Origin of the sequence: Actinoplanes sp. CA-252034 (genome assembly GCF_050956125.1) — a bacterium.
Classification (GTDB): domain Bacteria; phylum Actinomycetota; class Actinomycetes; order Mycobacteriales; family Micromonosporaceae; genus Actinoplanes.
In genome coordinates this window covers 88,101-101,082 of sequence record NZ_CP191846.1, presented here as the reverse complement: position 1 = coordinate 101,082, position 12,982 = coordinate 88,101, and the positions used below count along the sequence as shown (strand labels likewise).

The 12,982-nt window shown below is 72.1% G+C and carries 12 protein-coding genes; 7 read left to right on the top strand and 5 right to left on the bottom strand.

All coding sequences use genetic code 11. The annotated features are described in order from the left end of the window. Position 1: 1 nt before the first annotated feature. Positions 2-1,399, top strand: a complete 1,398-nt coding sequence (locus ACQPZW_RS00450; RefSeq protein ID WP_433797883.1) for a dihydrolipoamide acetyltransferase family protein — start codon at positions 2-4, stop codon at positions 1,397-1,399. A gap of 199 nt (positions 1,400-1,598) precedes the next feature. Then, positions 1,599-1,739, top strand: a complete 141-nt coding sequence (locus ACQPZW_RS00445) for a hypothetical protein (protein ID WP_170167314.1) — start codon at positions 1,599-1,601, stop codon at positions 1,737-1,739. 1,554 nt (positions 1,740-3,293) lie between these two features. Here ACQPZW_RS00445 and ACQPZW_RS00440 read toward each other — a convergent pair. Then, positions 3,294-3,530 carry a hypothetical protein gene (locus tag ACQPZW_RS00440; RefSeq protein ID WP_433792889.1) on the bottom strand — a complete coding sequence of 79 codons (237 nt, stop codon included), beginning with the start codon at positions 3,528-3,530 and terminating at the stop codon, positions 3,294-3,296. Between the two features lie 2,062 nt (positions 3,531-5,592). Between ACQPZW_RS00440 and ACQPZW_RS00435 the strand changes: the two genes are divergently transcribed. From ACQPZW_RS00435 to ACQPZW_RS00420, 4 genes are all read left to right on the top strand, one after another. Beyond that, positions 5,593-6,369, top strand: coding sequence for an LppU/SCO3897 family protein (locus ACQPZW_RS00435; protein ID WP_433792888.1), 777 nt, complete (start codon positions 5,593-5,595; stop codon positions 6,367-6,369). 78 nt (positions 6,370-6,447) lie between these two features. Beyond that, on the top strand, positions 6,448-8,241 hold the full coding sequence (locus ACQPZW_RS00430; RefSeq protein WP_433792887.1) for an NHL domain-containing thioredoxin family protein: 1,794 nt from the start codon (positions 6,448-6,450) through the stop codon (positions 8,239-8,241). A 31-nt stretch (positions 8,242-8,272) separates the two neighbouring features. Beyond that, on the top strand, positions 8,273-8,848 hold the full coding sequence (locus ACQPZW_RS00425; protein WP_433792886.1) for an RNA polymerase sigma factor: 576 nt from the start codon (positions 8,273-8,275) through the stop codon (positions 8,846-8,848). Beyond that, positions 8,841-9,695 carry a CU044_5270 family protein gene (locus ACQPZW_RS00420; RefSeq protein WP_433792885.1) on the top strand — a complete coding sequence of 285 codons (855 nt, stop codon included), beginning with the start codon at positions 8,841-8,843 and terminating at the stop codon, positions 9,693-9,695. The genes ACQPZW_RS00425 and ACQPZW_RS00420 overlap by 8 nt, the downstream gene beginning before the upstream one ends. Here the strand turns inward: ACQPZW_RS00420 and ACQPZW_RS00415 are convergent. The 3 genes from ACQPZW_RS00415 to ACQPZW_RS00405 are packed head-to-tail and all read right to left on the bottom strand — an operon-like array spanning position 9,683 to position 11,863. Further along, positions 9,683-10,426 (bottom strand): LamB/YcsF family protein, encoded by a 744-nt coding sequence (locus ACQPZW_RS00415; RefSeq protein ID WP_433797882.1) that lies wholly within the window; start codon positions 10,424-10,426, stop codon positions 9,683-9,685. The two genes, ACQPZW_RS00420 and ACQPZW_RS00415, sit on opposite strands and share 13 nt — an antisense overlap. Next, complete coding sequence (locus tag ACQPZW_RS00410) at positions 10,422-11,261, bottom strand: biotin-dependent carboxyltransferase family protein (protein WP_433792884.1); 840 nt, start codon at positions 11,259-11,261, stop codon at positions 10,422-10,424. The genes ACQPZW_RS00415 and ACQPZW_RS00410 overlap by 5 nt, the downstream gene beginning before the upstream one ends. Then, a complete protein-coding gene (locus ACQPZW_RS00405) occupies positions 11,258-11,863 on the bottom strand; it encodes a 5-oxoprolinase subunit B family protein (RefSeq protein WP_433792883.1) in 606 nt (201 codons plus the stop codon). The genes ACQPZW_RS00410 and ACQPZW_RS00405 overlap by 4 nt, the downstream gene beginning before the upstream one ends. Before the next feature lie 78 nt (positions 11,864-11,941). On the opposite strand from ACQPZW_RS00405, the gene trhA reads away from it, so the two are divergent. Further along, positions 11,942-12,619, top strand: a complete 678-nt coding sequence (gene trhA, locus ACQPZW_RS00400; protein ID WP_433792882.1) for a PAQR family membrane homeostasis protein TrhA — start codon at positions 11,942-11,944, stop codon at positions 12,617-12,619. Positions 12,620-12,677: 58 nt separating this feature from the next. Here the strand turns inward: trhA and ACQPZW_RS00395 are convergent, their stop codons facing one another. Beyond that, entirely contained in the window at positions 12,678-12,953 is a 276-nt protein-coding gene (locus ACQPZW_RS00395; protein ID WP_433792881.1) for a DUF6458 family protein, read from the bottom strand. Between the last annotated feature and the right edge of the window lie 29 nt (positions 12,954-12,982).

The window sequence follows — 12,982 nt, the reverse complement described above, 5'->3', positions numbered from 1 at the left end:
GATGTCCCGGATCAAGGAGTTCAACCTGCCCGACCTCGGTGAAGGACTCACCGAGGGCGAGATCCTGGCCTGGCTGGTCAAGGTCGGCGACACCATCGAGCTCAACCAGCCGATCGTCGAGGTGGAGACCGCCAAGGCGGCCGTCGAGATCCCGGCGAAGTGGGGCGGCGTCGTCACCCGGATCTTCCACGAGGCCGGTGTGGTGGTCGAGGTCGGCCAGCCGATCATCGCCATCGACACCGACCCGACCGCGCCTCCCGCGGAAGCCGGCGGTGAGACCGAAGCCGGCCTCATCGGAGGGCCGGCGCCCGGCGGGCGTACAGCGGTGCTCGTCGGTTACGGCCCGAGGACCACGACGGCAAAACGACGACCCCGCAGCGGTACGGCCACCGCTCCCACAACCGCGGCCACGCCTCCCCCGCCTCCGGCGGCTACCGCCCCGGTCGTGGCCGCGCCCGTCGTACCGGCACCGGCGCCCGTGGTTCAGCCCGTCTCCCCGGCTCCCGTCGGACGGACCGGGCCGGTGCTCGCCAAGCCGCCCGTCCGCAAACTCGCCCGTGATCTCGGCATCGACCTCGCCGGTGTCAACGGGACGGGGCCGATGGGGTCGGTGACGCGGGACGACGTACACCTGGCGGCTTCGGCGTCTCGGCCGCAGACCGTGACCGCCCCGGCGACCGTGGTCTCGGACGGCTCCCGCGAGCAGCGCGTCCCGATCAAGGGAGTGCGGAAGCTGACCGCCGAGAACATGGTCGCGTCGGCGTTCACGGCGCCGCACGTCACCGAGTTCCTCACGGTGGACGTGACCCGTTCGATGAAGGCGCTGGAGAAGCTGAAGTCGCGGCCCGAGTTCGCCGAGACCCGGGTGTCGCCGCTGCTGCTGGTGGCGAAGGCGGTGCTGCTCGCGGCGAAACGGCACCCGATGGTCAACTCGTCCTGGTCGGGGGCGACCGGGGAGATCGTGGTCAAGGACTACGTGAACCTCGGCATCGCGGCCGCGACCGAGCGCGGACTGATCGTCCCCAACGTCAAGGACGCCGGCCGCCTCACCCTCCGGGAGTTGGCCGAGGCCCTCGACACGCTGGTGAAGGTGGCCAAGTCGGGGAAGACCCCGCCGTCGGACATGACCGGCGGCACGCTCTCGATCACGAACGTGGGCGTGTTCGGCATCGACACCGGCACACCGATCCTGCCCCCGGGCGAGTCGGCGATCCTGGCCTTCGGTGTGATCCGCCCGACGCCGTGGGTGCACAAGGGCAAGATCAAGGTGCGCCAGGTCACGACGCTCGGACTCTCCTTCGACCACCGGATCATCGATGGCGAGCTGGGCTCGAAGTTCCTGCGTGACGTGGGTGCGTTCCTGACCGACCCGGAGGCGACACTGCTCAGTTGGACCTAAGGAACTTCGGCGACTTCTGCTAGTCGACCTTCGATCCTTAGGTTCATGACCCAGCTCACCCCCTGATTCACTGGCGGCGGCCCCGTTGTCGACCGATACTTGAGTCGACAACGGGACGCGCGCCAAGGGGATCCGCCACAAGCGGTCCGGCGACGCTCGTCAAGCCAGACCCGCCACCGCGGGGGAAGTGAGCACTGCCATGAACATGATCGACCGCATTCGCCGCAACCGGATGATCAGCCGCCAGAACCGTGCCATCGAGCGCGCGATGCAGTCGGCGCCCACGCAGGCCATGCGCGACGAGATCGCCGTCATCGCCCAGCGCCGCTGGACCAACTGAGGCCGCAGGCCTCTTCGCACACGACGTCCCAGCCCGTCCGGACCACCCGGGCGGGCTGTTTCGCGTCTCGCCACCGATCCGGGAGGTGCCCTTTCTCACCTCCTCCGCATCACCCTTCGCGGGCCGCTCACTGCTTCTCCAGCGGGCCGGTCGCCGTCGCCTTCACGGGTCCGCTCGCCGTTGCCTTCGCCTGGCGCTTGCCGTTGCCTTCTCGGGCCGCTCGCCGTTCCCTTCACGGGCCGCTCGCCGTTCCCTTCGCCTGGAGCTTGCCGTTGCCTTCGCGGGCTGGTCGTCGTGTCTCGACTCGGCCTCGAAGATCAGTGAGAGGTCCCCAAGGGGCGTACACCGGGATTCCTACCGCCGCGCCCGCCCGGTACCGTGGGCACGGTCCCCGAACCGGCACGGCCGGTCGGCGAGGGAGACCGGGGTCACCCGGGCGGTTTACATCGCCCTCGACCCCAGCACGGCCAGGCCGGAAAGCTGGCACGACCCCTGGCGGAAGGTCGTCGGTGGAGTCGCGTCCGTGCAAAGCTGGCACGGCCGCATCGATGAGGAGGCGCGTATGACGTCCGAGGGGCAGCACGCCGGTCAGCCGGCCGAGGCCACGTCGGGCGGACCCACGTCGGGCGGGTTCCCGCTCGACCCCGACGCACAGCGGATCGCCGGCCGTGCATCGGCCCAGCCACCCGCTGAGGGCTTCCCGAACTCCTACGGGCCACCGCCGACCACCGCACCCGGTGGCGGCTCGCCATTCGTCGTGCCCGCCGTCTCCACCTTCGGCGCCGGCTCCGGCCAGGGCGGCACCAGCTACGGTTCGGCCCGCGTGCCACAGCCCGAGGCGTCGCCGTACGGTTCGGTCTCGCCCGAGCCCGCCGGTAACGCGTCGCCCTACGGCTCGGTCGCGCCGACATCCGGGCAGTATGGGCAGCCGGGCACTCCACCGCCGCCGTTCGGTTCGGCGCCGTCCGCCCCGGCCTCCGGCGCCGCGTCCGTCCCGGCTTCCGCACCGTTCGACCCGGCCGCCCCGCAGCAGCCGTGGGCTCCGGGTGGCTCCGCCGCCCCGCCGCCCTCCGACCCGCAGTTCGGCGGCGCCGGCTTCCCGCCGCCCCCGGGCCGCGCCGCAGCCACCCCGCCACCGCCTCCGGGCCGCGCAGCAGCCGCCACGCCACCGCCTCCGGCCGCCCCGGATCCGTCCGGCGGCCGGCTCACCCAGAGCGGGTTGCCCACGCGTACTCCGGGCGCCTCCGCGCCCGAGGACGGCGGTCTCGGCCGTTCGTTCTCCGCGTTCGGCGATCAGCCGGTCCGGGTTCCGGGCGCCAGCCTCTCCGATCTTCCGGACAACTCGGCCCCGGGCGCGTTCAGCACCGGCCCCGCGCAGAACAGCTGGATGCAGAACGTCCGTCCTCCGGAGCCCCCCGCCGACGGCGCTTCGCCGTCCACCACCTTCCCGTCACGGCGCGGCGAGGGGGGCGGTTTCCCGCTGCGTGCCCCGGCCGGGCCCGGCACCGAGTCCCCCTCCGGCAGCCAGCCCAGCCTGGACCTGCCGGTTCGCGGTCAGCAGCCGTTCAGCAGCTTCTCGCCACCGGCCGACGGCCCGCCCGCGGGCGGCACCGACTCTTCCCTCGGCGGCTCCGGTTCTCCTTTCGGCAGCTCCTTCGCGCCGCCCGCCGACAACCCGTCGTTCGGCAGCCCCAACGGGTCCTTCCCGCCGGCTGGTGACAGCGCGCCCTTCGGCAACCCCAGCGGGTCCTTCGCGCCCGCTGGTGACAACTCGCCCTTCGGCAGCCCCAACGGGTCCTTCCCGCCACCGGCTGACAACCCGCAGGTCGGCAACCCCAGCGGGTCCTTCGCGCCGGCTGGTGACAACTCGCCCTTCGGTGGGTCCGCCCCGTCCGACGGCGCCGGGTCCTTCCCGCCTCCGGGTGACAGGCCTGCTTTCGGCGGGTCCTTCCCGAACCCTGGAGACGCTTCGACCGGCGGGTCCTTCCCGAACCCAGGAGACGCTTCGACCGGCGGGTCCTTCCCGAACCCAGGAGCCGCTTCGGCCGGCGGATCGTTCCCGCCGCCCGGAGACGGCGGTTCGTTCGGTGGTGGATCGTTCCCGCCCGCGGGAGATCGCCGCGAGCCGTTCGCCCCGGAGGCCTCCGCCGGCCCGCGCGACGGTGACGAGCCACCCCTGTCCGCTGCCGGCTATCCGCAGCGTGTCCCGGGTGCGGCGCTCTCTTCCGGTGGTGCTCTCCCGCCGTCCGCCTCGGCCGACGACCCACAGGGTGGCTCCGCAGTCCCGCAGCCACGTGACCCGGCGAAGAAGCCCGCGGTCGGCTCGGCCCGTCCGGTGACCGCCAGCGCGTCGGTCCCCGGGGTCCGGGTCACCGCGGCCGAAGCCGCCGAGCTCCCTCCGCCGTCCAGCGCCGCACCGCAGGCCCGGGTCTACGGCCGTCCAGCCGCCGCCCCGGCGCCGGACAGCCCGGACGAGTCCTCGGCCGACGAGTCGCCGTCCGGTGGTTTCGGCGGCTCCACCGCATCGCCATCAGGCGGCTCCACCGCGTCGCTATCAGGCGGCTTCGCCGGGTCGCCATCCGGCGGTTCCACCGGGTCGCCATCCGGCGGTTTCGCGGCATCGCAGTTCGGCGGGCAGCCCGGCAGCCTCCCGCAACGGGGAGAGGGCGGTTCGGCCTCGCCGTTCGCCCCGAGCCAGCCGGGTGGTCTACCGCAGCGCGACGAGAGCCCGTCCGGTGGTTTCCCCCTCGCCCCGACCTCGCCGTTCGGTGGGCCGGCGCCGCGGAGCGACAGCCCCTACGGCAGCGCCGCCCCGCAGGGCGACCAGTTCGGTGCGCCTTCTCAGCAGGGCAACCAGTTCGGTGGCGCTTCGCAGGCGGGCGACGGCTTCGGCGGTTCCTCACAACCGGGCGACAACGCCGGCCGGCCATCGCAGTCGAGTGGCGGCCCCTACGGCCCCTACGGCTCCTCGCAGTCGAGCGACCCCTTCGGCGGCCCTTCTCAGTCGAGCGATCCGCTCGGTCCTTCGTCGCAGAGCGGCCCGTACGGCGCTTCGCAGCCGAACGACCCGTTCGGCTCGTCGCAGTCGGGTGCTCCCTTCGGAGGGCCCGGCCGTCCGGGTGACCCGCTCGGTAGCCGCTCTTCGCAGGGCGACAGCCCGTCCGGCGGCTTCCCGCCCGCTCCGACCTCGCCGTATGGCGGACCACAGGGCGACAACGGACCCGGTGGGTTCCCGCCAGGACCAGCCTCCCCCTACGGCACACCGCAGGGCGACAACCCGTCCGGCGGCTTCCCGCCCGCCCCGACCTCGCCGTTCGGCGGACCACAGGGCGACAACGGACCCGGTGGGTTCCCGCCAGGACCAGCCTCCCCCTACGGCACACCGCAGGGCGACAACCCGTCCGGCGGTTTCCCGCCCGCTCCCACCTCGCCGTATGGCGGACCGCAGGGTGACAACCCCGCTCGCGGACACGGTGACAACCCGTCCGCGCCGACGTCACCGTTCGGCGGGCCGCAGTCCGGTGGTTTCGGCCTGCCGCAGCGAGGCGCCGACGGCCGTGGTCTCCCCGAGGGTGAGTCGCCGTCGGGTGGTTTCCCGCGCCCGTCGACCACGTTCGGCTCCGCGTCCCCGTTCTCGGGTGCGCCGGCCAACGACGACCGGTTCCAGCCGCCGTCGGGTGACGGTCCCGGCGGGCAGGGGAACCTCAGCGCCCTGGGCGGCCCGGATGGTTCCGGCGCCCCGGGCACGCCCGGTGCCGCCTCCACGTCGCCGGGCCGGGCCACCGCCCGTGCCACGGCCAGCGCCCGGGTCGCTCCGCCGGAGACACCGCCGGGTGGCGGTTCGCCGTTCGCGATGCCGGGTTCGCCGCAGTTCCCGGGCGGTGACCCGCGGGGCGGCCAGCCGTTCCCGGGCGCCGACGGCTCCGGTGCCGCGCCGTTCCCGGGCAGCGGTCCCGCCATGCCGGGTTCGCCGCAGTTCCCCGGCCGGTTCGGTGCTTCGGGCGACCCGTCCGGCCCGCCGTACAGCGAGTTCACCACGGACTCCGCCGGCCGCGGTCCGATGCCGGGTGGTTTCCCGGACCAGTACAACGAGCACACCACCGACGTGTCCGGCCGGGGCAACTCGCCGTACGTCCCGGCGCCCGCTCTGCCGCCGATGCCCGGTGAGCAGCCTGGTGGCGGGGTGTACCCGGGTGGGCCGGCGGCCCGTGCCACGGTGACCCCGCCGGGGCCGGAGGACACCACGAGCTGGCCCGGCCCGCCTGAGGAGCAGGGTAAGTTCGACCAGTTCAAGGCCGATCCGCCCGCGTCGTCGCCGGCCCCGTCGGGGAAGGTGAACGTGCGGACGATCCCGGTGGCCCTGGCCGTCGTGCTGGGTGCGGCGCTGCTGCTGAGCCTGGTGTTCGGTCTGGTCTACCTGATCTCGGGCGACGACTTCAGCGTGTCGCAGGGTGACTGCGTCAAGCGCAACGGCACCACTCCGGTGGTGGCGGCGTGCACCGAGCCGGACACGTTCCAGGTCGTCTCGATCGTGACGGCGAAGGAGCAGTGCGGTGACGTCTCCCAGCCGTACATCGTGGTCCCGAAGGACGATGGTGACCAGGTCCTCTGCCTGAAGAAGAACGGCTGATCGACGTTTTTCGTGAACGGCCTCACCGGATGGTGAGGCCGTTCAGTTTTGGATGACCCGGCGAGGCACCATGGCGGGATGGAATTTCGCGTGCGTGCGCCCGAACTCAAGGGTCGCGGTTGGCTCAACACCGGCGGTAAGGCCCTCACTTTGGCCGATCTGCGCGGAAAGATCCTAATACTGGATTTCTGGACCTTCTGCTGCATTAATTGCCTGCACGTCCTGGACGAGCTGCGGCCGCTGGAGGAGAAGTACGGTGACGCGCTCGTCGTGATCGGCGTGCACTCGCCGAAGTTCGAGCACGAGCGTGACCCGGTGGCGCTGGCCGCGGCCGTGGAGCGTTACGGCGTGCACCACCCGGTCGTCGACGACGGCGACATGCACGTGTGGCAGCAGTATGCGGCGAAGGCGTGGCCGACCCTGGCGGTGGTGGACCCGGAGGGTTACCTGGTGGCGTCGATGGCCGGTGAGGGGCACGCGGAGGGCCTGTCCCGGTTGATCGACGAGCTGATCACCAAGCACGAGGCGAACGGCACGCTGCACCGTGGCGACGGGCCGTATGTTCCGCCGCCCGCTCCGGAGGGCCTGCTGCGTTTTCCCGGCAAGGTGATCGAGCTGCCGGGCGGCAATCTGCTGGTCTCCGACTCGGCCCGGCATTCGCTGGTGGAGCTGACTCCCGACGGGGAGACCCTGGTCCGCCGGATCGGCAGTGGTGTCCGGGGTGAGCCGTTCAGCGAGCCGCAGGGCCTGGTGCTGCTGCCGCCGCCGGTGGCCGAGGTCGCCGGCTACGACGTGGTGGTCGCCGACACGGTCAATCACCAGCTGCGCGGGCTCGATACGGCGACGGGCGAGGTCACGCTGGTGGCCGGTTCGGGCCGGCCGTGGCGGTCCGCGGTCGACGATCACGCGCACGACGCGCTGGCCGCCGACCTGTCCTCGCCGTGGGATCTGGCCTGGTTCGACGACAAGGTCGTCATCGCCATGGCGGGCATTCACCAGCTGTGGTGGTTCGATCCGATCAAGCGCACCGTCGGGGTGTACGCCGGAACGACGGTCGAGGCGCTACGGGACGGCCCGATCCCGGACGTGTGGATGGCTCAGCCGTCCGGCCTGTCGGTCAGCCCGGATCAGCGGCGGTTGTGGATCGCCGACAGTGAGACGTCGGCGCTGCGCTACGTCGAGGACGGGATGATGCACACCGCGGTCGGCCAGGGTCTGTTCGACTTCGGTCACGTGGACGGCGCGGCGGCTGAGGCGCTGTTCCAGCACCCGCTCGGGGTGGCGGCGCTGACGGACGGCTCGGTGCTGGTGGCGGACACGTACAACGGCGCCGTCCGGCGTTTCGATCCGGCGTCGGGCGAGGTGTCCACGGTGGATTCGGGTCTGGCCGAGCCGAGCGACGTCCTGGCTCTGGCGGACGGGACGGTCGTCGTGGTGGAGTCGGCCGCGCACCGGCTGACCCGGCTCGCGCCCGGCGTGGTCAAGCGGGTCGACGGCGAGCGGCACAGGACCGAGCGCCCGCCGTCACGTCTGGCCCCCGGTGAGGTGACCCTCGACGTGATCTTCACGCCCGCTCCGGGGCAGAAACTGGACAGCCAGTTCGGTTCGCCGGTGCGGCTGGTGGTGTCGGCGTCGCCGGCCGAGTTGCTCCTGGAGGGCGAGGGCACCACCACCGACTTGACGCGGAGGATCGTTCTCAATCCGGATGTTCCGAAGGGTGTCCTTCAGGTCGTGGCGCAGGCGGCGACGTGCGATGTGGACGCCGAGTTCGGCGCCTGCCACCTGACCCGTCAGGACTGGGGTGTGCCGATCGTGATCGACCCCGCCGGGCCCGACCGTCTTCCGCTGATCCTGCGCGGCCTGGATGCGTGAACCCTCAGCCGTCGAGTGACGGATAACGGGCATGAGAAGTGACAGCGAGCCGGATGACGCCGGGTTGCTCCGAGAGGACTTCGCGGCGTTGTTCGACCGTCATGCCCCACACATCCACCGCTACCTGGCCCGACGTCTCGGCGATGAGGCGGCCGACGATCTGGTCGCCGAGACGTTCCTGACCGCGTTCCGCCGCCGTGACACGTTCCGGGCGGACCAGCGCGACGCCCGCCCGTGGCTCTACGGGATCGCCACTCTCCTGGTGGCCCAGCATCGCCGTGACGAGGTCCGGCGGCTGCGCCTGCACCGGGCCGTCCCCGCCGAGTTGGACACCTTCTGCCACGCCGATCGGGTGGCCGCCGACGTCACCGCGGCCGCGCTGCGCGACGTGCTCACCTCGGCGCTGGCCGATCTCGCCGACGGTGACCGCGATGTCCTGCTCCTGGTGGTGCAGGAGGAGTTGACCTACGAGCAGGTCGCGGCCGCGCTCGACATCCCGGTGGGAACGGTCCGTTCCCGGCTGCACCGGGCCCGGAACGTCCTGCGTGCCGCGCTGGGCGGCAGCAACCCGTTGCACAGCATCGAGGAGGGGGTTCGTCATGGATGAGATCACGCTGGTCCGGGCACTGGGCGAGGAGACCGCGCTGCCGTCGCCGGAACGTCTCGCCGCGTCGCGTACCCGATTGATGTCGGAGATCGACCCGCCGAAGCGGAACCGGCGGTGGGCGCCCCTCCTGGCCGCGGCGGCTGCCGCGGTCATCGCGGCGGTCACCGTCCCGCAGATCGTGACGCCGAGCGCGCAGCCGCCCGCCCCGGCGCTGAGCGGGGCGCCGGCGCCGAAGCTGACGCCGGTCGCGGCCTTCCTGGACCGGGCCGCCACCGCCGCCGAGAACGAGCCCGATGTCGTCCCTCGCGGTGACCAGTTCCTCTACCTGCGATTCATCGAGTGGGATGGCACCGCTGACGAGGCCTGGCTCTCGATCGACGGCCGGCACGACGGCTGGGGCCGCGACCAGGACGGGAAGTACGCGACGATTCCGGGCTGCGCGGCCGGCGGCGACTGCGACGCGGTCGTGCGCTACCGGGCCGACATGCCGACCGATCCGGAGGCGATGGTCGGGTGGCTCCGTAAGACGGCCCGGACCGGTTCCGGCTCGGACAGCCTCGACGCGGTCACCAAGTTCCTCGGCACCACGTCCACCCGGTTCTGGATGCGGCCGGCACAGCGGGCGGCGCTCTACCGGGCGATCGGTCTGATCGACGGCGTCCGGCTGGTCGAGGGTGTGAAGGACTCCCGAGGCCGCGAGGGCGTCGGCGTGGCCTGGGTGCCCACCGGTCAGACGAGGGAGAGCGTGGTCTGGGTCTTCGACCCGAAGACCTTCCGGATGCTGGGTACGCCGGACTCGAGCATCGACGAGATCGCGCTGGTGGACCGGGTCCGTCAGAAGGCCTGAACCGTCAGGCGGTCCGCGAGCCCGTCCCGGACCGCGCGGGCCAGGCGCACCGCTCCCGGGGTGTCGCCGTGCAGGCAGATCGACTGCACCCGGCACTGCAGGGTGGTGCCGTCGACCGCCGTGACGGACCCGTCCACGGCCATTTGCACGACTCGGGCGACCACCTCGTCCGGGTCGTGCACCAGCGCGTCCGGCCGGGATCGCGGCACGAGGCGCCCGTCCGGCAGGTAGCCACGGTCGGCGAACCCCTCACCGATCACGGTCAGGCCGGCCTCGGCAGCCTGTACGGCGAGCACCGATCCCGGCTGGCAGAGGACGGGAAGCGCCCGGTCGTAGGTGACGACGGCCGCCACCACGGCGGAGGCCTGGAGCTCGTCGACCGCCGCGGTGTTGTAGAGGGCGCCGTGCGGCTTCACGTACCGCACCCGGTCGCCGGCGATCCGGCAGAACGCCTCGAGCGCCCCGATCTGGTAGACGATGTCGTCGCGCAGCTCGTCGTGGGCGTAGTCGATCCGGCGCCGCCCGAACCCGGCGAGGTCCCGGTATCCGACCTGCGCGCCGACAGCGACGCCCTTCTCCACCGCCCGCCGGCAGACGGAGGCCATCGTGGACGGATCGCCGGCGTGGAAGCCGCAGGCCACGTTGGCCGAGGTCACCACGTCGAGGAGCGCTTCGTCGTCGCCCAGTCGCCAGGCGCCGAAGCCCTCGCCCAGGTCGGCGTTCAGGTCAATCGAGTTCACGGAACCTCACCGTAGTGCCCGGGCGCGCCTGCGCGAGGGGTGTCACGTCGTCGACCACGCCGATCACCGGGTAGCCGCCGGTCGTCGGGTGGTCGGCGAGGAAGATGATCGGCTGCCCGTCGGCCGGCACCTGCACGGCGCCGAGGGCGACGCCCTCGGAGGGCAATTCGCCGGCCTTCATGCGGGTCAGGGCGTTGCCGGCGAGCCGCGCGCCGACCCGGTTGCTCAATGGGCCGATCCGGTACGCGGAGCCGAACAGCCCGTGTGACGCGAACCAGTCGTCGCGCGGCCCGAGCCGGATCCCGAGCACCAGCTCACCGCCGATCCGCGCCGCCTCGCCGACGAGTGGGGCGGCGCCGGTGGGAACGCCGACGGGCAGTGTGGCGCCGTCGGTGAGCCGGGCCGGCCCGAGCCCGGAGAGGGTGTCGGTGGACCGGCTGCCGAGCACCGGTTCGACGGCGATCCCGCCGGCCACGGCGAGGTAGGAGCGCACCCCGCGGCCGGCGCGTCCGACGTCGACGATCCCGCCGGCCGGCACCTCGAAGAGCTGGTGCCCGTGCGGACGCTCGACCGGGCGGCCGTTGACGTCGACGCGGGCGACGGCGCCGGTGACGGCCACGAGAGCCGCCTCGTCGAAGCGAAGCGCGCAGCCGAGCAGGGTGGTCTCCAGGGCGGCGGCGTCGTCGGGGTTGCCGACGAACCGGTTGGCGAGCCGCAGGGCCGACTCGTCGAGAGCACCGGAGCGGGGGACACCGAGGTGCGCGTATCCCGGCCGGCCCAGGTCCTGCACGGTGGTCAGCGGCCCGGCCCGCATCACGGTGATCATGCCGCCACCAGCCGGACGCGAGTCCCGGGGGTGAGGAGTGCGGGCTGCTCCCGCCGTACGTCGAAGAGGTCTTGATCGGTGTGACCGACGAGCCGCCACCCGCCCGGGGAGGCCGTGGGGTAGATGCCCGCGTAGCCGCCGGCCAGGGCGACCGCACCGGCCGGGACGCGGGGCCGCGGAGCGGCGAGCCGGGGGACCGCCCAGTCGTCCGGAAGACCACGCAGATAGGCGAAACCGGGTGCGAATCCGGAGAAGGCGACATGCAGTGGCGTCTCCACCAACCGGCGCACCACCTCGTCGGCAGAGACGCCCCAGAGCTCGGCGACCGGTTTGAGATCCTCGCCGTCGAAGACCGTGCGGATCTCCACGAGGGGCCCTTCGGACCGGGTTCCGCCGGGCGCCGGCTCCCATCGCGGCAGCAGCTCCGCGGTGCCGGGGGGCACTCCGTCGATCAGGATCGTGCGGGCGCCGGGCACGATCTCGGTGGCCTGCAGCTCGCCCGTTTCGCGGCGTCGCCACAGCTCGGCCCGCCAGTCCTCGACCCGGTCGGCATCGTCGCACTCGATCAGTAGCCCGGCTGCGCCCACCCGTCGTATCTTCATGTGGAAATCATCCGGCAGCGTCAACCGTATCCGGCGTCACTACCCTCCAGTAACCTACGGTGCCGTAACCTAGAACGCGTGACGACCTCAGCCCCGTTTCGGATGAAGCCGACCGACATCGGCAAGCCGCGACTACGCGGCCGGTTGCATCAGTACGCGTTCTTCGTCGCACTCGTCTGCGGCATCGTGCTCAGCTCGATAGCGCTGAGCCGCCCCGGCATCGCGCCGTTCGTCAGCTGTCTGCTCTACAGCATCACGGTGTGCGGCCTGTTCGGCATCAGCGCGCTCTACCACCGCAGGGTGTGGAGCGAGCGCGGCTATCAGATCATGCGACGCGCCGACCACTCGATGATCTTCATCTTCATCGCCGGCAGCTACACGCCGTTCTGCGCCCTGCTGCTCGAGGGCACCCAGCAGATCGTCCTGCTCAGCCTGGTCTGGGGCGGCGCCCTCGGCGGTGTCGCGCTGAAGATGGTCTGGCCGAACCTGCCCCGGTGGGCGGGCGCACCCCTCTACGTGGCGCTCGGCTGGGTCGCGGTCGCGATCATTCCCGAGGTGCTGCACGTCGGCGGCGTGACCTGCCTGGTGCTGCTGCTCGTGGGCGGTGCCATCTACACGATCGGCGCGGTCTTCTACGCTCTGCGGCGGCCCAATCCGTGGCCCACCGTCTTCGGTCACCACGAGTTCTTCCACGCCTGCACGCTGGTCGCGGCGATCTGCCACCACATCGCCGTCTACTTCGCTCTGTACGCCTGATCTTCTGCGATATCTCCCGCGATGAGAAATGCCCCGGGCTCACGCCCGGGGCATTTCGTCAGGAGTACGCCGGGGGAGGCGGCGGCGGGACGTCGTCCCGACGGACTTCGCGAACTTCGGTGTAGCCGGTGCCGGCGACCGGCTGCTGTGCCCGGGTCACCACGGTACGGCGACGGGTGCTCCAGAACGACAGCGTGATGACCAGGCCGACCAGGCCGGCCAGCATCAGGATCCAGCCGATCACGCCGATGTCCAATCCGCTGATGTCCGCCTCCACGGCGAACGCCAGGATCGCCCCCAGAGCGAGCAGGAAAATGCTTGCACCGATGCCCATCGGACCCTCCTCGGGTGTCCGCCCGGCCG

Excerpts from the sequence above, each read along its gene's own strand:
- ACQPZW_RS00405 (WP_433792883.1), bottom strand. The coding sequence starts at position 11,863 with ATGAAGATACGACGGGTGGGCGCAGCCGGGCTACTGATCGAGTGCGAC.
- ACQPZW_RS00445 (WP_170167314.1), top strand. The coding sequence starts at position 1,599 with ATGAACATGATCGACCGCATTCGCCGCAACCGGATGATCAGCCGCCAG.
- ACQPZW_RS00420 (WP_433792885.1), top strand. The coding sequence starts at position 8,841 with ATGGATGAGATCACGCTGGTCCGGGCACTGGGCGAGGAGACCGCGCTG.
- ACQPZW_RS00435 (WP_433792888.1), top strand. The coding sequence starts at position 5,593 with ATGCCGGGTTCGCCGCAGTTCCCGGGCGGTGACCCGCGGGGCGGCCAG.
- ACQPZW_RS00430 (WP_433792887.1), top strand. The coding sequence starts at position 6,448 with ATGGAATTTCGCGTGCGTGCGCCCGAACTCAAGGGTCGCGGTTGGCTC.
- ACQPZW_RS00395 (WP_433792881.1), bottom strand. The coding sequence starts at position 12,953 with ATGGGCATCGGTGCAAGCATTTTCCTGCTCGCTCTGGGGGCGATCCTG.
- ACQPZW_RS00410 (WP_433792884.1), bottom strand. The coding sequence starts at position 11,261 with ATGATCACCGTGATGCGGGCCGGGCCGCTGACCACCGTGCAGGACCTG.
- ACQPZW_RS00450 (WP_433797883.1), top strand. The coding sequence starts at position 2 with ATGTCCCGGATCAAGGAGTTCAACCTGCCCGACCTCGGTGAAGGACTC.
- ACQPZW_RS00425 (WP_433792886.1), top strand. The coding sequence starts at position 8,273 with ATGAGAAGTGACAGCGAGCCGGATGACGCCGGGTTGCTCCGAGAGGAC.